Annotated in this window: 14 protein-coding genes; 3 read left to right on the top strand and 11 right to left on the bottom strand. The window is 72.4% G+C overall.

What is annotated here, in order from left to right:
- Positions 1 to 132: 132 nt before the first annotated feature.
- Both QSK45_RS06510 and pulA read left to right on the top strand, forming a co-directional pair.
- Positions 133 to 1,506 (top strand): alpha-amylase, encoded by a 1,374-nt coding sequence (locus QSK45_RS06510; protein ID WP_285554142.1) that lies wholly within the window; start codon positions 133 to 135, stop codon positions 1,504 to 1,506.
- 192 nt (positions 1,507 to 1,698) lie between these two features.
- Positions 1,699 to 7,110 (top strand): pullulanase-type alpha-1,6-glucosidase, encoded by a 5,412-nt coding sequence (gene pulA / locus QSK45_RS06505; protein ID WP_285554648.1) that lies wholly within the window; start codon positions 1,699 to 1,701, stop codon positions 7,108 to 7,110.
- A gap of 5 nt (positions 7,111 to 7,115) precedes the next feature.
- On the opposite strand, the gene QSK45_RS06500 is transcribed toward pulA, so the two are convergent.
- The 11 genes from QSK45_RS06500 to QSK45_RS06450 form a co-directional block, all read right to left on the bottom strand.
- Complete coding sequence (locus QSK45_RS06500; RefSeq protein ID WP_285554140.1) at positions 7,116 to 7,832, bottom strand: TetR/AcrR family transcriptional regulator; 717 nt, start codon at positions 7,830 to 7,832, stop codon at positions 7,116 to 7,118.
- A 68-nt stretch (positions 7,833 to 7,900) separates the two neighbouring features.
- Positions 7,901 to 8,950, bottom strand: a complete 1,050-nt coding sequence (locus tag QSK45_RS06495) for a PDR/VanB family oxidoreductase (RefSeq protein WP_285554138.1) — start codon at positions 8,948 to 8,950, stop codon at positions 7,901 to 7,903.
- On the bottom strand, positions 8,950 to 9,864 hold the full coding sequence (locus tag QSK45_RS06490; RefSeq protein WP_285554136.1) for a metal-dependent hydrolase: 915 nt from the start codon (positions 9,862 to 9,864) through the stop codon (positions 8,950 to 8,952). The genes QSK45_RS06495 and QSK45_RS06490 overlap by 1 nt, the downstream gene beginning before the upstream one ends.
- A gap of 86 nt (positions 9,865 to 9,950) precedes the next feature.
- Entirely contained in the window at positions 9,951 to 11,879 is a 1,929-nt protein-coding gene (locus tag QSK45_RS06485; RefSeq protein ID WP_285554134.1) for a hypothetical protein, read from the bottom strand.
- Positions 11,880 to 11,995: 116 nt separating this feature from the next.
- A complete protein-coding gene (locus QSK45_RS06480) occupies positions 11,996 to 12,520 on the bottom strand; it encodes a tetratricopeptide repeat protein (RefSeq protein WP_285554646.1) in 525 nt (174 codons plus the stop codon).
- 37 nt (positions 12,521 to 12,557) lie between these two features.
- Positions 12,558 to 13,214, bottom strand: a complete 657-nt coding sequence (locus tag QSK45_RS06475; RefSeq protein ID WP_285554132.1) for a LuxR C-terminal-related transcriptional regulator — start codon at positions 13,212 to 13,214, stop codon at positions 12,558 to 12,560.
- Positions 13,199 to 14,452, bottom strand: a complete 1,254-nt coding sequence (locus tag QSK45_RS06470) for a sensor histidine kinase (RefSeq protein ID WP_285554130.1) — start codon at positions 14,450 to 14,452, stop codon at positions 13,199 to 13,201. Before QSK45_RS06470 ends, QSK45_RS06475 begins: the two co-directional genes overlap by 16 nt.
- 31 nt (positions 14,453 to 14,483) lie before the next feature.
- Positions 14,484 to 15,527 carry an NAD-dependent epimerase/dehydratase family protein gene (locus QSK45_RS06465; RefSeq protein ID WP_285554128.1) on the bottom strand — a complete coding sequence of 348 codons (1,044 nt, stop codon included), beginning with the start codon at positions 15,525 to 15,527 and terminating at the stop codon, positions 14,484 to 14,486.
- A gap of 157 nt (positions 15,528 to 15,684) precedes the next feature.
- Positions 15,685 to 16,266 (bottom strand): winged helix-turn-helix domain-containing protein, encoded by a 582-nt coding sequence (locus tag QSK45_RS06460; RefSeq protein WP_285554127.1) that lies wholly within the window; start codon positions 16,264 to 16,266, stop codon positions 15,685 to 15,687.
- 119 nt (positions 16,267 to 16,385) lie between these two features.
- On the bottom strand, positions 16,386 to 16,508 hold the full coding sequence (locus QSK45_RS06455) for a hypothetical protein (RefSeq protein WP_285554676.1): 123 nt from the start codon (positions 16,506 to 16,508) through the stop codon (positions 16,386 to 16,388).
- A gap of 231 nt (positions 16,509 to 16,739) precedes the next feature.
- A complete protein-coding gene (locus QSK45_RS06450; protein WP_285554124.1) occupies positions 16,740 to 17,204 on the bottom strand; it encodes a hypothetical protein in 465 nt (154 codons plus the stop codon).
- A gap of 584 nt (positions 17,205 to 17,788) precedes the next feature.
- Between QSK45_RS06450 and QSK45_RS06445 the strand changes: the two genes are divergently transcribed.
- Positions 17,789 to 19,654 carry a putative Ig domain-containing protein gene (locus QSK45_RS06445; protein ID WP_285554122.1) on the top strand — a complete coding sequence of 622 codons (1,866 nt, stop codon included), beginning with the start codon at positions 17,789 to 17,791 and terminating at the stop codon, positions 19,652 to 19,654.
- Positions 19,655 to 19,776: the final 122 nt, after the last annotated feature.

Raw genomic sequence — 19,776 nt, 5'->3', positions numbered from 1 at the left:
CCCGTCTGAAATTTCTTGCATCAACTTCACTACGGCCCGCTGCCTTTTCCGGCAGCGGGCCTTTAACATCTGCGTCACCGCAAGGTTTCTGAAACTTTGCGAAAAGCCCTTCAAGGACGAAGGAACCCCCACATGGTACGCAAGACTCTCTCCGGGGCGGTCGCCCTCGCGGCCGCCGCCCTTGTCATGACCCCGACTACCGCCGACGCCTCGCCGCCCGGCACGAAGGACGTCACCGCCGTCCTGTTCGAGTGGAACTACGCCTCGGTGGCCCGCGAGTGCACCAGCACCCTGGGCCCCGCGGGCTACGGATACGTGCAGGTCTCGCCGCCCGAGGAGCACATACAGGGCTCCCAGTGGTGGACCTCGTACCAGCCCGTGTCGTACAAGATCGCGGGGCGGCTCGGTGACCGGGCCACCTTCAAGAACATGATCGACACCTGTCACGCGGCCGGGGTGAAGGTCGTGGTGGACACGGTCATCAACCACATGACGGCCGGCAGCGGCACCGGAACGGGCGGCACGGCGTACACCAAGTACAGCTACCCGGGCCTGTACTCGATGTCCGACTTCGACGACTGCACCTCCCCGGTCAGCAACTACCAGGACCGCTGGAACGTGCAGCACTGCGAACTCGTGGGGCTGGCCGACCTGGACACCGGCGAGGAGCACGTCCGCGCGACCATCGCCGGGTACATGAACGACCTGCTGTCGCTCGGCGCGGACGGCTTCCGGATCGACGCGGCCAAGCACATCGCCGCCGACGACCTGGCGAACATCAAGAGCCGGCTGACCAACCCGGGTGCCTACTGGAAGCAGGAGGTCATCTACGGCGCGGGCGAGGCCGTCCAGCCCACCGAGTACACCGGCAACGGGGACGTCCAGGAGTTCCGCTACGCCTACGACCTCAAGCGCGTGTTCAACAGCGAGAAGCTCGCCTACCTGAACAACTTCGGCGAGGGCTGGGGCTACATGTCCAGCGGCGTGGCCGGCGTCTTCGTCGACAACCACGACACCGAGCGCAACGGCGCCACCCTGAACTACAAGGACGGCGCCAACTACACCCTGGCCAACGTCTTCATGCTGGCCTGGCCCTACGGCGCACCGGACATCAACTCCGGCTACGAGTGGAGCGACGCCGACGCGGGCCCGCCCAACAACGGCCAGGTCAACGCCTGCTGGCAGGACGGCTGGAAGTGCCAGCACGCCTGGCCCGAGATCAAGTCCATGGTCGCCTTCCGCAACGCCACACGCGGCCAGGCGGTCTCCAACTGGTGGGACGACGGCAACAACCTGATCGCCTTCGGACGCGGCAACAAGGGCTATGTGGTGATCAACCACGAGGGCGCGACGGCCAGTCGCTCCTTCCAGACCTCGCTGCCCGCCGGCACCTACTGCAACGTGCAGAACAACACCACGGTGACGGTCAACGACACCGGCTGGTTCACGGCCTCGGTCGCCCCGAACACCGCGCTGGCGATCTACGCCGGCAAGTCCTCCTGCTGAACGGGGGGTCGGCCCGCACCGTACCCCCATGGCGGTGCGGGCCACGGGGTTTGAAATTCCTTGCCGACCGTTTCACGACTCTTGCTGCAACCCTTTCGCGGAGGATACGGTCACGCGGGCGCCCGGCCTCGAAGCCGAGCCGCGGCGTGGGGTCGGACCCGAATGAGCCGCCATCGCAAGGAGTTCATGCCTGTGATACCGAGATGGCCGACGCCCGCGTGGCGTCGCACCACCCACCGCAGGAGAGCCGCGGCGCTCGCCGTCGCCGCACTCACGGCCGCCCTCGTGCAGCCGCTGGCCGCGCGCGCCGCGCAGGCCGCCACCCCGCCCCCGCCCCCGTCGGACGCGGCCCTCGCGGCCCAGCCGGCCCGGCACGGCGACACCCGTGAGCAGTTCTACTTCGTCATGCCGGACCGGTTCGCCAACGGCGACCGGTCCAACGACAGGGGCGGGCTCACCGGTTCGCGGATGACGACCGGGTACGACCCCACCGACGAGGGCTTCTTCCAGGGCGGCGACCTCAAGGGCGTCACACGGAAGCTGGACTACATCAAGGGGCTCGGCACCACCGCCCTGTGGCTCGCGCCGATCTTCAAGAACGTCCCGGTGCAGGGCACGGGTGCCGCCGCCTCGGCCGGCTACCACGGTTACTGGATCACCGACTTCACCCGGGTCGACCCGCACTTCGGCACCAACGAGGACCTGAAGGACCTCATCTCCAAGGCGCACGCCAAGGGCATGAAGGTCTTCTTCGACGTCATCACCAACCACACCGCCGACCTGGTCACGAACGAGGAGAACTCCTCCGACTACCGTTCCAAGGGCGCCTACCCGTACCTCACGAAGGACGGCAGGCCCTTCGACGACGCCGACGACGCCGACGGCACCAAGGGGTTCCCGGCCGTCTCCGACGCCTCCTTCCCGTACACCCCGCGGGTCACCAGCCGGTCCAAGGTCCCGGCCTGGCTCAACGACCCGACGATGTACCACAACCGGGGCGACTCCACCTTCGCCGGCGAGTCCGGCACCTACGGCGACTTCGACGGCCTGGACGACCTGTGGACCGAGCGTCCCGAGGTCGTGCACGGCATGGAGCGGATCTACGAGCGGTGGGTGAAGGACTTCGCCGTCGACGGCTTCCGCATCGACACCGCCAAGAACGTCGACCTGGACTTCTGGACCCAGTGGGCCACCGCGCTCGACAGGTACGCGGCGGCGCACGGCCGGAAGAACTTCTTCATGTTCGGCGAGACGTACGACACCGACACCTCGGTGACCGCCCCGTACGTCACCCGGGGCCGCCTCGACGCCACCCTCGACTTCCCGTTCCAGGGCGCGGCCCGCGGCTACGCCTCCCAGGGCGCGAGCGCACGGAAGCTGGCGGGCGTCCTCGGCGACGACTACAAGTACACGACCGACCGGGCCAACGCGTACGAGCAGGTCACCTTCCTCGGCAACCACGACATGGGCCGCATCGGGTACTTCCTGAAGCAGGACAACCCGAACGCCTCGGACGCCGAACTCCTGAAGAAGGACGAACTGGCCAACGAGGTGATGTTCCTCAGCCGCGGCAACCCGGTCGTCTACTACGGCGACGAACAGGGCTTCACCGGCAACGGCGGCGACAAGGAAGCCCGCCAGACCATGTTCGCCTCCCAGGTGCCCGCCTACCTCGCGGACGACGAGATCGGCACCGACCGCACCCACGCCGACGACTCGTACGACACGCACGCGCCGCTCTACCGGCAGATCTCCGGCCTCTCCGCGCTGCGCAGGGCCAACCCGGCCCTGACCGACGGGGTGCAGACCGAGCGGTACGCCGCCGACGGCGCCGGGATCTACGCGTTCACCCGCACCGACGCCGGCACCGGCCAGGAGTACGTCGTCGCGTTCAACAACGCGAGCGAGGCCGAGTCGGCCACCTTCGCGACCGGTTCGGCCGGGATGCCGTACCGGGGCATCTACGGCGCGACCGGCACCGTGACCTCCGACGGAGGCCACGAGATCACCATCACCGTCCCGGCCGAGTCCGCCGTCGTCTACAAGGCGGCCGGCACCCTCGCCGAGCCCGCCACCAAGCCGGCCCTCACCCTGAACGCCCCGGCCCCCGGTGCCACCGGCACGGTGACCGTCGGGGCCGACGTCGCGGGCGGCCGGCTGAACCGGGTGGTCTTCGCCGCCCAGGTCGGCGACGCCAAGTGGCAGGTCCTCGGCTCCGCCGACCACGCGCCGTACCAGGTCACCCAGACCCTCGGCGCGGAGGTCCCGGCCGGTACCGCGCTGCGCTACAAGGCCGTCGTGATCGACAGCGCCGGGCACACCGCGAGCGCCACCGCCGGCAGCACCACCGGCGCCGTGCCCGCGCCCGCCCCGCCCACGGCCTCCTCGCGCGACTACGTGATCGTCCACTACCAGCGCGCCGACGGCGACTACGGCGACTGGGGCCTGTACGCCTGGGGCGACATCGCCGACGGCGAGGGCACCACCTGGCCGGCCGGGCACCCCTTCACCGGCCGGGACGCCTGGGGCGCCTTCGCCTACGTCAAGGTCAAGCCGGGCGCCTCGAACGTGGGCTTCCTGGTCGTGGACAAGAACGGCACCAAGGACGTCGACTCCGACCGGAGCATCGACGTCACCAAGACGGGTGAGGTCTGGGTCGAGCAGGGCACGTCCGACCTCCTGACCCAGCGGCCGTCCTCGTATCCCGCGCCGGACACCACCAAGGCGGTCATCCACTACCACCGCGCCGACGGCGCCTACGACGGCTGGGGCCTGCACGTCTGGACGGGCGCCGCGAACCCCACCGACTGGTCGGCCCCGCTGAAGCCGGTGAAGACTGATGCCTATGGCGCGGTCTTCGAGGTCCCGCTCGCCGCGGGTGCCACCAGCCTCAGCTACATCATCCACAAGGGCGACGAGAAGGACCTCGCCGCCGACCAGTCCCTCGACCTCAAGGCCGACGGCTACGAGGTGTGGCTGTTGAACGGCCAGGACAAGCACCTGCTGCCGCAGCCCGCGGGCAGCGCGGCCGCCCTCGACCTGACCACCTCCAAGGCGGTCTGGATCGACCGGGACACGGTCGCCTGGGACGGCGTCGACGGCGCCGCCTCCACCCAGCTGCTGTACTCCCACGACGGCTCCATCGCCGCCAAGGACGGCGCGCTGACCAGCGACGACGAGCGCTGGCTCCGGCTGGGGAAGACCACCCTCACCGACGCCCAGAAGGCCAGGTTCCCCTACCTGAAGGACTACACGGCCTGGTCCGTGGACCCGCGGGACCGAGGCCGGGTGCGCGAGGCGCTCACCGGTCAGCTGGTCGCCTCGCAGCGCGCCGCCAACGGCGCCGTGCTGGCCGCGACCGGCGTGCAGACCGCGGGCGTCCTGGACGACCTCTACCCGGCCGCCGCCCAGGCGCGGCTCGGCCCGGTCTTCCACCACGGCAGGCCGACCCTGTCGGTGTGGGCGCCGACCGCCCAGAGCGTCTCCCTGGAGCTGGACGGCACGGTGGAGCCGATGCGCCGCGACGACACCACCGGCGTCTGGTCCGTCACGGGCCCGGCGTCCTGGAAGGGCAGGACCTACCGGTACGTGGTCGAGGTGTGGGCGCCCAGCGTCCGCCGGATGGTCACCAACAAGGTCACCGACCCCTACTCGGTCGCCCTCACCGCGGACTCCGAGCGCAGCGTCGTCGCCGACCTGGACGACAAGGCCCTCGCCCCGAGCGGCTGGTCCACGCTGCACAAGCCCAAGGCCGTACCGCTGAAGGACGCGCAGATCCAGGAGCTGCACGTCCGGGACTTCTCGGTCGCGGACAAGACCGTACCGGCGAAGGACCAGGGCACCTACCTGGCCTTCACGGACAAGGACAGCGACGGCTCCAGGCACCTGAAGGAGCTGGCGAGGTCCGGGACGTCGTACGTGCACCTGCTGCCCGTCTTCGACTTCGCCACCGTCCCCGAGAAGAAGGCCGACCAGCAGAGCCCCGACTGCGACCTCGCCTCCTACCCGGCCGACTCCGACCGGCAGCAGGCGTGCGTGGCGAAGACCGCCGCGAAGGACGCCTACAACTGGGGCTACGACCCGTACCACTTCACCGTGCCCGAGGGCTCGTACGCCACCGACCCGGACGGCACCGCGCGCACCAAGCAGTTCCGGCAGATGGTGCAGGGGCTCAACCAGGACGGCCTGCGGGTCGTGATGGACGTCGTCTACAACCACACCTCGGCCAGCGGCCAGGCGGACACCTCCGTCCTGGACAAGATCGTGCCCGGCTACTACCAGCGGCTGCTCGCCGACGGCTCGGTGGCCGACTCCACCTGCTGCTCCAACACCGCGCCCGAGAACGCGATGATGGGCAAGCTGGTCGTGGACTCGATCGTCACCTGGGCCAAGGAGTACAAGGTCGACGGGTTCCGCTTCGACCTCATGGGCCACCACCCGAAGGCCAACATCCTCGCGGTGCGCAGGGCCCTCGACGCTCTCACCCCGGAGAAGGACGGCGTCGACGGCAAGAAGATCATCCTGTACGGCGAGGGCTGGAACTTCGGCGAGGTGGCCGACAACGCCCGCTTCGTGCAGGCCACGCAGGCGAACATGGCCGGCACCGGCATCGCCACCTTCTCCGACCGGGCCCGGGACGCGGTGCGCGGCGGGAGCCCCTTCGACGCCGACCCCGGCGTCCAGGGCTTCGCCTCCGGCCTGTACACCGACCCCAACGGCTCGGCCGCCAACGGCACGTCGGCCGAACAGAAGGCCCGGCTGCTGCACTACCAGGACCTGATCAAGGTCGGGCTGACCGGCAACCTCGCCAAGTACCACTTCACGGACACCGACGGCAAGGAGGTCACGGGCGCGGAGGTCGACTACAACGGCTCGCCCGCCGGATACGCGGACGCGCCGGGCGACGCCCTCGCCTATGTGGACGCGCACGACAACGAGTCCCTGTTCGACGCGCTCGCCTACAAGCTGCCGAAGGGCACGTCCGCCGCGGACCGCGCCCGGATGCAGGTCCTGGCGATGGCCACGGCGACCCTCTCGCAGGGCCCGTCGCTGTCGCAGGCGGGCACCGATCTGCTGCGCTCGAAGTCGCTGGACCGCAACTCCTTCGACAGCGGTGACTGGTTCAACGCGATCCACTGGAACTGCGCCGACGGCAACGGCTTCGGCCGGGGCCTGCCCATGGCGGCCGACAACCAGGACAAGTGGCCGTACGCCACCCCGTTGCTGACCGCGATCAAGGTCGGCTGCCCGCAGATCGACGGTACGTCGGCCGCCTACCGGGACCTGCTGAGGATCCGTACGACGGAGAGGGCGTTCTCGCTCGGCACCTCGGGCCAGGTGCAGGACCAGCTGTCCTTCCCGCTGTCCGGCAAGGACGAGACCCCGGGCGTGATCACGATGAAGCTCGGCGACCTGGTCGTCGTCTTCAACGCGACCCCGCAGGCGCAGAAGCAGACGGTCTCCGGCCTGGCCGGGACGCCGTACCGGCTGCACCCGGTGCAGGCGTCCGGCGCCGACCCGGTGGTGAAGACCTCCGGTTACGCGGCGGACACGGGCACGTTCACCGTGCCGGCCCGGACCGTGGCGGTGTTCACCCGGTCCTAGGGCCGCTACGAGGCCAGGGAGGTGAGCCGGCCGACGAGCTCCGCGAAGGGGCCGTCGGCCGGCTCGTCCCTGAGCATGGCGCGCAGCACGTCCGCCATGCCGGCGTCCACGGTGGCGCTCACCGCGACCAGGGCGGCGAAGTCGTGCACCAGCTGGAGTTCCAGCTCCTCGCGCGGGATGCGGCGGCCGTCGAGCCAGATCAGCGCGGTGGACTCGGCCAGCGAGATCCAGGAGCGGATGACCAGTTCCAGGCGCGGGGGCGCCTCGGCGATCCCGAGGTGGGAGAGCATCTGGTCGTAGGCGGACTGCCGTACGCCGTCGATCAGCGCGTTGGTGGTCGAGACGTGTTCCTTCTCGCGGGCGCTGTTCGCGGGCACGGCGGGACCGCCGCGCATCAGGGCCGAGAAGCCGGGGCCGTACTCGTCCACATGGTCGAAGAAGCGGTGCATCACGTGCAGCAGCCGAGCGCCGAGCGGGCCCTCGTGCGGTTCGGTGAAGCGGGCCTTCAGCTCCTCGGAGGCACGCCGCAACGCGGCCTCGTACAGGCTGAGTTTGCCCGGGAAGTAGTGGTACACCAGCGGCCGCGAGATGCCCGCGGCCGCCGCTATGTCGTCGATGGAGACCTCGTCGGGCGAGCGTCGGCTGAACAGGTCGAGCGCGACGCCGATCAGCTGCTGCCGTCGCTCCTCGACGCCCATCCTGCGGCGAACCCCGGTACTCATGCGAACACTTTACCGATCCGATTCGGCCGCCAACGGTCCAGACCCGAACCGGTGTTCACATCATGGCGTCACAGGTCGAGTACGAGGCGTTCGCTCCGGGCCCGGGACACACAGATCAGCATCGAGTCGGCACGCTCCGCGTCCGTGAGCAGCTCGTCCCGGTGCTCCACCTCGCCCTCCAGCACCCGCTGCCGGCAGGTCCCGCAGAAGCCCTGCTCGCAGGAGTAGACCGTGCCCGGCAGCTCCCGGCGCACGGCGGCCAGCACGGTGGAGTCGGCCGGCACGCTCACCGTCCGCCCGCTGCGCCGCAGTTCGACCTCGAACGCGGTGTTCCCGTCCGCCGGGGCGCGCGGCGCGAACCGCTCCAGACGCAGCTGCGCCCCCTGGGGCACCCGCTCCGCGACCGCCTCCATCAGCCCCTCGGGTCCGCAGCAGTACACCGCCGTGCCCGGCGCCACCCCGGCGAGCAGCGCGTCCAGGTCCGGCCGCCCGTCCTCGTCCTCCGCGACGAGCGTCAGCCGGTCCCCGGCCAGCCCCCGCACCTCCTCGACGAAGGGCATCGAGGCCCGCGTCCGCCCGCAGTACAGCAGCCGCCACGCCGCTCCGTCCGGCAGCGCGCGCAGCATCGGCAGCACCGGCGTGACGCCGATCCCGCCGACGACGAAGACGTACGACTCCGCCTCGACCAGCGGGAACCGGTTGCGCGGCCCGCGCACCTCCAGTTCCATGCCCTCGGCGAGCCGCTCGTGCACCTCCCGCGAGCCGCCCCGCCCGTCCTCGACCAGCCGGGTGGCGATCGTGTACGACGACGTGTCCTCGGGGTCCCCGCACAGCGAGTACTGCCGTACCAGGCCCGAGGGCAGCACCAGGTCCAGATGCGCCCCGGGCGTCCAGCGCGGCAACGCGGTCCCCTCCAGACGCAGGCGTACGACGCCGTCGGCGACCGTCTCGTGCGCGGTGAGCAGCAGCCGCAGGGGCCGTGAGCGCGGCCGGCCGGACAGCGGGGGGTCCAGCGCGGGCATCGGCCACAGCGGCGAGGCCCGGACGCGGCGGCGCAGGGCGCCTCGGGTGAGCAGGGCGGCGCCCGCGATCAGGGCGGCGGTACGCAGCTTCGGCATCAGGCGGCACCCTTCGGGGAGCGTTCCGCCCGCTCGGCGGCGAGCGCGGCCGGGGAGGCGGCGAGATAGGCGACGGCCTGGGCGGTGGAGAACTCGTGCGAGGGGTGGTAGCCGCGGCCGAGGTAGCGGGGGATCGACCGCAGCATGGCGCCGGTGCCGGGCAGGACACCCTCGCGGCCGCGGTCGTAGAAGTCCTTCAGGGAGGCCTTGGGGTCGGTCACCGTCGGGTCGTTCTCCAGGAAGAAGCGGACCCCGCGCTGCCACAGGAAGACGATGGCGGCGAAGGCGGAGGCCCAGGTGCGGGCCCGCCGCCGGTAGCCGCCGTCCAGGTGCGTGAACAGGTCGAAGGCGACCGAGCGGTGCTCGACCTCCTCCGCGCCGTGCCAGCGCAGCAGGTCCAGCATCGTGGGGTCGGCGCCGCGCCGGTCCAGCTCGGTCGCGCCGAGCACCCAGTCGCCGAGGAACGCGGTGTAGTGCTCGATGGCCGCGATGAGGGCCACCCGCTCCAGCAGCCACCAGCGGCGCGCCCGGCCCGGCGGCAGGGTGCGGTCGCCGAGCAGCTTCTCGAAGAACCAGTCGACCTGCGCGGTGTACGGCGTCGGGTCGAGGCCCTGTGCGCGCAGGTGCGGCAGGACCTCGTCGTGGGACCGGGAGTGCACGGCCTCCTGCCCGATGAACCCGAGGACGTCCTCGCGCAGCCGGTCGTCCTCGACCAGCGGCAGCGCCTGCTTGTACACGTGCACGAACCAGCGCTCGCCGGCGGGCAGCAGCAGGTGCAGCACATTGATGGTGTGCGTGGTGAACGGGTCGCCGGGCACCCAGTGCAGCGGCGTGTCCTCCCACGAGAAGGACACATTGCGGGCCTTGAGCGCGACGCGCTCGGACTCGACCGGCCGGGCCTGCGTGTTAGACATGGCGTCAATGTACTGACGGGTACGGCCTCTGAGAAGCCCTGGGGCACCCCTTGTTGACGCCGGAGTCAACCAAGTGCGGGCGGCGGTCAGTGCAGCCCGTCGATCACCCGGCCGCCCGCCAACGTGCCCTTCAGCTCGGCCCGCGCCCCCTCGGCCGCCTTGGAGATCATCAGCGAGCCCGGCGCGGACGCCGTGATCCCGCCGCTCGCGTGGATCGCCACCGTGTCCGGGGAGCCCGCGGCCAGCAGGTACCAGTGCCCGCCGCGGGACTTCCACAGCACCCCGGCCAGCACATGGGGATCGCGCGGACCGCACGCCGCGGTGTCGGTGCCCTTCGCCGCGACCGCCCCGTACCGGGAGCCGGGGACGTGGAACTGGGCCAGCGCGGCGGCGCCGTCGCCGCGCCAGGTCTCGGCCCGGGTGCACGCCCACCGCGCGGCCCCGCTGCCGTCGGGCAGCGGCTGCTCCGCGTAGTCCCAGGCGTTGACGCTGCGCACGCCCGCGGAGCGCTCGGTGGCCAGCGAGCAGGCGAACGGCGCCCAGGCCCGGAGCCCCTCGGGCCCGGCGGCCTCGTCGGGCGCGCCGGGGCGGCCCGCGGTGAGATGGGCCGGGACCAGCTCGCCGAGGTCGCTGGAGAGCCGTGTGCCGAAGCCGTCGGACAACTGGAGCACGGTCCAGGAGGCGCAGTTCCCGGTCGCCAGGGCGGGGCTGGTCAGCGGAGCGGTGACGCCGTCGGTGACCGCGAGCGGGATGGGCGGCGAGGCCGGTTTCATCAGGTCGCGGGTGGCGGCCTCCTTCACCCAGGGGGCGAGCAGGTACCGCACGTTGCCGTCGGCGCGGCCGAGGACCAGGGCGCTCGCCTCGGCGCCGGTCGCGCCGTCCACGCGGGCGAAGTCCATGGCGGCGCCCTGGGTGCCGTCGGCCGGTTCGGCGTAGCGGGCGATGCGCAGGCCGTCGTAGAGGATCACCACCCGGGCGGCGTCCAGCCGCCCCGCGTACAGCAGTTGGGGCGGCCCCGCCGGGCCGCCGGTCTGGGTCTCGGGGGTGGCCGAGACCCGGACGCGCTGTCCGGGCCGGGCCCAGACGGCGAGCGCGCGGCGCAGCAGGTCCTTGTCGCCGGTGAGCGGGCCGCGCGCCGGCCAGGCGGAGAAGTCGGTGCGGGCCGCGGAGCGCCAGGCGGTGGGGGAGACCCGGGTCAGCCTGGCCGGGTCGAGGGCGGCCTGGGCGGCGGGGTTCCCGGCGTAGACGGGGGCGGCGGCGCCGTCCGGGCCCCAGCCGGAGTGCGGCAGCGCGAGCAGCGCCCCGCACACCGCGAGGGCGGCGGCGGCGCCGAGGGCGGCCCTGGTGTGCCGGCGGCGGCGCTGCAGATCGGTGGGCCGGGCCTGGAGGGCGCAGGGGTCGAACTCGGGGGAGGACAGCAGGCCGGGCTGCGCGGGCACGGTGTTCGCGCCGGCCAGGGCGCTGCCCGGGTCGTCCACCCTGGCGGCCTTCAGGATCTTGCGGATCTCCTGGTCGGGCAGCCGGTCCAGGCCGCGCAGCACATAGGCGGCGCGGGCCGGTGCGGACAGTTGCGACAGCCGCTGTTCGAGGGCGAGTTCGTCGGCGCCGCCGGAGCGCGGGACCAGCCGCAGGCCCCAGACGCGGGGGAGCAGCGGGGGCAGGCCGCGGTGCGGGCGGGCGGCGGTCAGGGCGGCGCGCAGGACCCGTTCGCGGAGGTAGGCGTAGCCGGGGTCGTTCTCCCGGGACGCCGGGTCCGCGGGACCCCGGCGCGCGGAGCCGCGGCCCGAGGGCTGGACCGGGACCCTGGCGGCGTCCTTGCGGCCCCGGGGAAGCGCGCGCTGGGCGAGGGCGTGTGCGGTCAGCACCCGGCGGACGCGGCCGAGGCCCGGCGGCAGCACCAGGTAGGCGAGCCTGACCAGCCGTGGGTAGTGCTCGACGAGCGGGTCCTCGGCCCGCTCGACGCCGGCCGGTCCGGAGGCGGGTGCGTGACGCTGGGCTACATCCTGTGACTGCACGTCCGGGAAAACGAGCGAGCCCTTGGTTGGTCACCGTCAAGCGGCACCCGCACGGCCGCGGACCGGCGCGTCCACGCCGGAGGAGCGGCGCGTCCACGCCCTCGCGACCGGCGCGTTCACGCCTCCCGGTCGACCAGGGCCCGCGCGTAGTTGGCCATCGACCGCCGGTAGCGCGGAAGATGGGGGGCCAGGGCCTCGATCACCAGGGACAGGCCCTCGCGGTCGCGGCCGAGGCCGGACAGGCACAGCGCCAGACAGGCGCGCACCGCGTCGTCCAACTCGTCGCTCGGCGCGTCCAGTTCCGGGGTGAGCAGCTTGACTCCCTCCTCCGGCTGCCCGACGTTGCGCAGGGAACTCGCCAGCTGGATCCTGGCCCGCCGCCCCCGGTAGCCGTCGAGGCCGCGCGCGAGCGCCTCCCGGTACAGCGGCACCGCGCGGTCCGAGTGCCCGGTCGAGTCGAAGGCGCAGGCCCGCTCGAAGGGGCCCACCGGGCTGTCGTCGGGCAGCTCGGCGACGAGGCCGTCGATCAGGGCGCGGAACTCCTCGGCGCGCTCCTCGGGGTACTCGTCACGGTCGAAGGCGGCCCAAGCGTCGGCCACGCGGTCTTCCCAGTCCTGGTTCACGGCGTCACCCTCGCACACATGTGCCCCGCCGGTCACCGCAGCGGAGGGCCGGCGGTCAGCGGGGCCCGCCGTCGAGGTACGCCAGCACCGCGAGCACACGCCGGTTGTCGTCGTCCGACACCTCCAGGCCCAGCTTCCCGAAGATGTTGGAGGTGTGCTTGGCCACCGCCCGCTCGGTGACGACCAGTTGTGCGGCGATGCCCGCGTTCGACCGGCCCTGGGCCATCAGCTCCAGCACCTCGCGCTCGCGCGGGGTGAGCCGGCCGACCGGCCGGTCACCGGCCGAACCACGGGCCAGCAGCTGCTGGATGACCTGCGGGTCCATCGCCGTCCCGCCCGCCGCGACCCGTCGTACGGCGTCCACGAACTGTTCCGCGTCGAACACCCGGTCCTTGAGCAGGTACCCGATCCCGCCGTCGCCGTCGGCGAGCAGCTCCCGCGCGTACAGCTGCTCCACGTGCTGCGAGAGGACGAGCACCGGCAGCCCCGGCCGCGCCCGCCGGGCGGCCAGGGCGCACTGCAGGCCCTCGTCGGTGTGCGTGGGCGGCAGCCGTACGTCGACCACCGCCACGTCGGGCTCCGACTCGGCCAGCGCGCGCGCCAGTTCGGGGCCGGACTCGACGGCCGCCGCGATCTCGAAGCCGTACGCCTCGAGCAGCCGGACCAGTCCGTCGCGCAGCAGGAAGAGGTCTTCGGCTAGGACAACACGCACGGGAGCTCCATGGTCACCATGGTGGGGCCGCCCGCGGGGCTGCTGACGGCCAGGACGCCGTCGAATGTACCGAGGCGCTTCTCGACCCCGGCGAGCCCGGAGCCGGCACCGACCGCCGCGCCGCCCCTGCCGTTGTCGGTGACCGTGATCCGCAGCCGGCCGTCGGTGTGGTGCAGGTCGATCCAGATCCGGTCGGCGCCGGAGTGCTTGGCCGCGTTGGTGAGCACCTCGCTGACCGCGAAGTAGGCGGCCGACTCCACCGGCGCGTCGGCGCGGCCCGGCAGCTCCACCGTGACCTCGGCGGGCAGCGGCAGCCGCAGCGCCAGCGCCCGTACGGCGTCGCCGAGTCCGCGTTCGGCGAGGACCGGCGGATGGATGCCGCGGACCAGGTCGCGCAGTTCCTCCAGGGCGTCCACGGAGTTGCGGCGGGCCTGCGCGAGCAGCTGCCGGGCCCGCGCCGGGTCCTTGTCGAGCAGCATCTCGATGGTGCCGAGGTCCATGCCCATGGCGACGAGCCGGGCCTGGGCGCCGTCGTGCAGGTCCCGTTCGATGCGGCGCAGTTCGGCGGCGGAGGTGTCCACGGCGTCGCGCCGGGTCTCGGTCAGCACCCGCACCCGCTCGGCGAGTTCGCTGTCGCCGTTGCCCAGCACGGCCCGGGTGAGCCGGAAGTGGACGGTCAGCAGGCGCGGGGCGATGCGCCGGGAGACCCCGAGGAGGACGAGGGCGAGGACGCCCGCGCCGATGGCGCTCGCTTCGCCGGAGACCGGTACGAACGCGTACCAGTAGGTTCCTCCGTGCGTGTAGGACCGCCACAGCCCGAAGGGCAGCATCAGCCCCTCGACGGAGAAGAACAGCAGCATGGCCGGGAGCAGGGCGGTGACGAAACCGGCCGTGGTGTCCACCGGCAGCCAGCGCACGTCCCGCCAGGTCTGCGGGTCGCCCAGCATCGTGAAGGTGCGGGTCCACGGGTTGGTGCCGCGCGGGATCGGCCGGTACGCCGCCGGGATCCGCACCCCGCACCACTCGGCCGCCAGCCTCCGGCGCACGTCCGCCAGCGCCCGGACGCCCGTCAGCACGACCGGAGTCGTGACGATCCCGACGCCGAGCGGGATGAAGGCGAGGGACAGCGGTACCAGCACCAGGAAGGCTATGCCGAAGGGCAGCGAGACCAGGGCCAGCACCAGCCCCCGTACGGCGGCGAGCACGACCTCGCGGATGCTCTTCTTTTCGCTGTTCATGGGGCAAGTCTCGCCGACCCCCGCCGGGGGGTCACTGGCCCGAGGCCCCCTCTCGGGGGGTGGTGCCAGGTACACCCCCGCGCAGCGCGGCCAGCACCTTCGCCTCCGCCTCCTGTCCGAGCCCCACGGCGGGGCGGTCGGTCCGGCGGGGCGGGACGCCGCCGATCCCGGCCAGCCACCGCCAGGTGTCCTCGACGGTCTCCGTCACCGGACGGCACACCAGCCCGGTCGCCAGCGCCCGCGACACGTCGGCCCGGTGGACGGAGTCGAACATCTCGCCGCCCGGCGGCACCCACACCGGCAGCCCGGTCCACGGCTCGATCCCGGCGGCCAGGACCGACTCCGGCTCGGCCCAGCACAGTTCGGCGTCCGAGCCGGTGGCCGCGACGCACGCCTGGAGAAGCGCGCCCATCGTGGTGTGACCGGGCGGGCTCACCAGGTCGTACGGGCCGTTCACCGCCCCTTCCAGGGCGCCGAGGAGCCAGTTCGCGAGGTCGCGGGCGTCGATGTACTGGAGCGGCAGGTCGCGCGGGCCCGGCGCGAGGACCGGGCCGCCGCGGGCGATCCGGTTCAGCCACCAGGGCAGGCGGCCGATGTTCTCGTACGGCCCGAGGATCAGCCCCGCCCGCACCAGCAGCGAGCCCTCGGCGCCGAAGGACTCCAGCGCGGCCAGCTCGCCGCCCCGCTTGTCCAGGGCGTACTCGGTCGACCCCGCGTCGGCCGCCGCGCCCTCGACCAGCGGGGCGTCCTCGCCGGCTCCGGGCGGACAGGGCCAGGCGTACACCGAGCGGCTGGAGACGTACGCGTACCTCCCGGTGCGGCCGCGCAGCAGCCGCGCCGTCTCCCGCACCGCCCGCGGGGCCGCGGACCAGGTGTCCACCACGGCGTCCCAGTCGCCCCCGGCCAGCGCGGCGAGGCCGCCCTGCGCGGTGCGGTCGCCCCGCAACAGCCGTGCGCCGGCCGGGGGTTCGTGCCGTCCCCGGTTGAAGACGGTCACCTCCCAGCCGCGCCCGAGGGCCGCCTCGGCCACGACCCGCCCCACGAACTCCGTTCCGCCCAGCACCAGAAGTCTCATGCCGGGGAGCCTGCCCGGTCGGGGCGCGGCCGGCACGGGACTTTGCCGAGGGCGGAAGCGGGGGCCGGCGTCGGGCGGAAGCCGGGGTCGGCGTCGCGGGCGGGAGCGGCGGGGCAGAAGCGGTGCCGCCGACGTCCGGCCCGGCGCAGCCGCTGGGTCACCGCCCGGTCGGTGGAATGTACTTGTAGCCGACCCGGCGCACGGTCTGGATGGTCCGGCGGTGCTCGGCGCCCAGCTTGCGGCGCAGCCGGGCGATGTGGACGTCCACGGTGCGGCCGTCGCCGACATGGCCGTATCCCCACACCGTGGTGACCAGCTGGTCGCGGGTGTGCACCCGGTGCGGATGGGCCACCAGGTGGGCGAGCAGCTCGAACTCCAGGTAGGTCAGGTCCAGTTCACGGCCGTCGACGAAGGCGGTGCGCCGCACGGGGTCGATCCGCACCAGCGGTTCGGGGGCCTGGCCCGACGCGGCCGCCCGGTCCGCGCGTCCGGTCTGCTCCGGGACGGGGGCCGTCAGGAACGGCGGTTGCCGGTCCGCCGGGACCAGTACCAGGTAGCCGACCATCGGCGGTTGGCCGGGCAGGACGGGCAGGGTGTGCTGCGGGGCGGGCAGCCAGGTGGCGCCCGGCGGCAGGAACTCCGCGACGTCGACCACCTCGTCCCGGTCGACGGCGCGCAGCCGGTGCCGTGCGGGGGCGGTCAGGGGGGAGGCGGAGGGGAGGGAGCGAGTGGTCGCCATGAGGGGTCAGCTCTTTCGCGCGAGAGGTTCGTCGGGAGGGGCGACGGCCGCGATTCGTGGTCGGGGCGCGCCGGGACGTACGTCGTTCCGCGCTGGCCGAAGGCCGGGGGGTTACGGCTTCACAGGGCCCGCGCGTCGGTGGCGCGACAACACACCCGGTCGAAGTCGTGGTGCTGGCGGGAGGGCCAGAAGGGCTCCAGGTCGTGGCGACCCGTCGCGGTGATCTTCTGGAAGCTGGCCATGCGCCCATTGAAGCAGAGGCGCGCGCCCGGCACGAGCCTCCTCTCACCTGCTGGACGTGTCCTTGGCGTGAACTCGGCATGGCAGGGGCCGCACGGCCGGTTTCACGGCCCTGAACAGGGGATTCCGGTGCGGACGAGTCCAGTCACCCGTCTCGATATTCGGACAGCCCGAAGGCGGCCCGGGACTTCGGTACGCGCACCGGCACCCTGGCAGGGGCGTTCGCCCAGGCGTCAGCCGGAGATCTCGACGGTCACGGTGAAGGTCCGCCGGTCGGGTGCGCAGGGTTCGGCCTCGCCGCAGATGGTGCGGGAGGAGGTCAGGTCGGCTGTGCCGGCGGCGCGGGCGACGAAGTCGGCGGTGTCGGTCCCGCAGCCGCCGCCCGGGTGGCAGGACGGTCCGGTGGACGGTGCGGACGAGGGCGGGCCGGCGGGGGCCAGGAGCCGCGGGGCCGAGCTGTCGAAGGAGGACCAGTAGGTGCTGTGCAACTCGACGCGGACGGTCGTACCGACGCCGACCGTGACCGTGGTGTGGTCGGCGCGCTCGTCCAGGGTGACGGTTCGCCGGCCCCCGGCGGTCGCCGATGGTGCGGCGGCGCGTGCCGCGCCGTGCGGACCGCACCCTGCCAGTACGGCCGTCCCGAGGACGGCGCAGCAGCACAGTGCGGTGCTCGCCGCCGACGGCTTGATCTTCGTCATGGGTGACTCTTCCTCTTCGAGCGCCCGGGAACCGAACGCGGCCCGGTGGACGTGCATCTGACGTGACGCCGGCCGGATCGGCTCCGTCCGTGTCCCGTACGTCCGGGTCTGTGACGTGATCGCCGGAACCGCGGCGCACGGCGCCGGCACGCCGGAACGCACATCGGCACAGGTGGCGCATAGGCGGCACATCGGCGCGCCTTAGGCAAGCCGAGACCAGCGAATCTTCATGACCCTGTCAAAAGTTGATCGGGAAAGTTGTCCGCGCCCCGGCGCCCTGCTTTTCTTCCCTGGGCAGTGAGCGCAGTGTTTGGCCGACTGTCAGCAAGCGTGTTCGCAGGTGTAGTTGGAACGATGCGCACCAGCGCGGAACCAGCGTCTTCGTCTGGTCCGGCGTCGGCGCGCCCCTGGTTCGACCCATTCCCACCGCTGTGTTCAGCGCACTCCGGCATGCCCGGATGCGCCTCGCCGCCCGAACCCACGGCAGCGGACCGGCCACGCCCACCCGGCGCCCCGGCGGTCCGCACGAGAGAGGAAGCCCACCCATGGGTAGTCCCCACATAGGCAGAGCAGTCCGCGCTGCCATGACCGGGATCGCGTCGCTGTCCCTGGTCACAGGCGTCATGCTGGCCGCTGGAGCCCCGGCGTTCGCCGGCAGCGCCCCCGCGTCGCCGAGCCCCGCCGCCGCGGTCAAGAACCCCTACAGCCCGGCTTACCAGCACCCGTACCGGCACGGTGCCGTCCCGACCCTCCAGCAGCACGCCAAGATGAAGTCGTGGGCGGCCAACCACCCGGCCACGACCGCGGCGACCGGTACGGAGACGCTGTCCTACGGCGGCGGCGTCGACGGCATCGGCGTCCAGAGCGGCCACTCCAAGGTCTACCTGGTCTTCTACGGCTCGCAGTGGGGCACTCAGAGCACCAACAGCAGCGGCGACGCCACCTTCTCCGGCGACCCGGACGGCGCGGCCCCGGTCGCCCAGGAGATGTTCAAGGACATCGGTACCGGAAGCGAGCTGTGGTCCGCCGACCTCACCCAGTGGTGTGACGGACCGAACGTGGCGTCGGGCGCCACCAGCTGCCCGTCCAACGCGAACTTCATCCCGTACCAGAGCGGCGGCGTGCTCTCCGGCGTGTGGTACGACAACTCGGCGGCCTCGCCGAGTGCCGCCACCGGCCACCAGCTCGGCCAGGAAGCGGTCAACGCGGCGGCCCACTTCGGCAACACCACCGCCGCGTCCAACCGCGACGCCTACTACGTCATCCTGTCGCCGCACGGCACCAACCCGGACAGCTACCAGGGTCAGTACTGCGCCTGGCACGACTACAACGGCGACAGCACCCTCACCGGCGGCCCGGTGTCCTCCTCCTACGGTGACATCGCGTTCAGCAACCAGCCGTACAACATGGACTCGGGCTCGGGCTGCGGCGTCGGCTTCGTCAACTCCCCCGGCACGCTCGACGGCTGGACCATGACGCTCGGCCACGAGTGGCACGAGATGATGTCGGACCAGAACCCGGCCGGTGGCTGGACCAACCACACCGGCAGCTCGTACAACGGCCAGGAGAACTCGGACGAGTGCGCCTGGATCGCCCCGGGCAGCACGGGCGGCGCGGCCAACGTCAAGATGGGCACCGGCACCTTCGCCGAGCAGGCCAGCTGGTCCAACGACACCAACTCCTGCGCCATCTCGCACCCGATCGTCGGCGGCGGCTCGCAGGGCAACACCGTGACGGTGACCAACCCCGGTAACCAGTCCACGACCACGGGCAGCTCGGTCAGCCTGTCGATCAAGGCTTCGGACAGCGCGGGCGCGGCCCTGACCTACAGCGCCTCCGGCCTGCCGACCGGCCTGTCGATCAACAGCTCCACCGGCGTGATCTCCGGCACCGCGTCCACCGCGGGCACCTACTCCACGACCGTCACGGCGAAGGACTCCACCGGCGCCACCGGCTCCACGTCCTTCACCTGGACCGTGAGCACCAGCGGTGGCGGCTGCTCCTCGTCGCAGCTGCTGGCCAACCCGGGCTTCGAGTCGGGCAACACCGGCTGGACCGCGTCCAGCGGCGTCATCACCAACGGCACCGGTGAGACGGCCCACGGTGGCTCGTACTACGCCTGGATGGACGGCTACGGCACCTCGCACACCGACACGGTGTCGCAGTCGGTGACGATCCCCGCGGGCTGCAAGGCGACCCTGAGCTTCTACCTGCACGTCGACACGGCCGAGACCACCACCACCTCGGCGTACGACAAGCTGACGGTCACCGCCGGTTCGACCACCCTGGGCTCGTACTCGAACCTGAACGCGGGCACGGGCTACGTCCTGAAGACCTTCGACCTGTCCTCGCTGGCGGGCCAGACGGTCACCCTGAAGTTCAACGGTGTCGAGGACTCCTCGCTCCAGACCAGCTTCGTCGTGGACGACACCGCCCTGACGACCAGCTGACCGAACGAGCCAGGCCGATCCCGCACGCGAGAGGGAATCCGCGTGCGGGATCTCCGCACGGGGGACGCGAAGGGGCCCCGGCCCGGCCGCGGCGGACGCCGCGGCCGGGCCGGACCTGTGTG

Source organism: Streptomyces hygroscopicus subsp. hygroscopicus (assembly GCF_030269125.1).
Lineage (GTDB): Bacteria > Actinomycetota > Actinomycetes > Streptomycetales > Streptomycetaceae > Streptomyces > Streptomyces hygroscopicus_C.
This window is presented reverse-complemented; position numbering and strand designations above follow the sequence as displayed.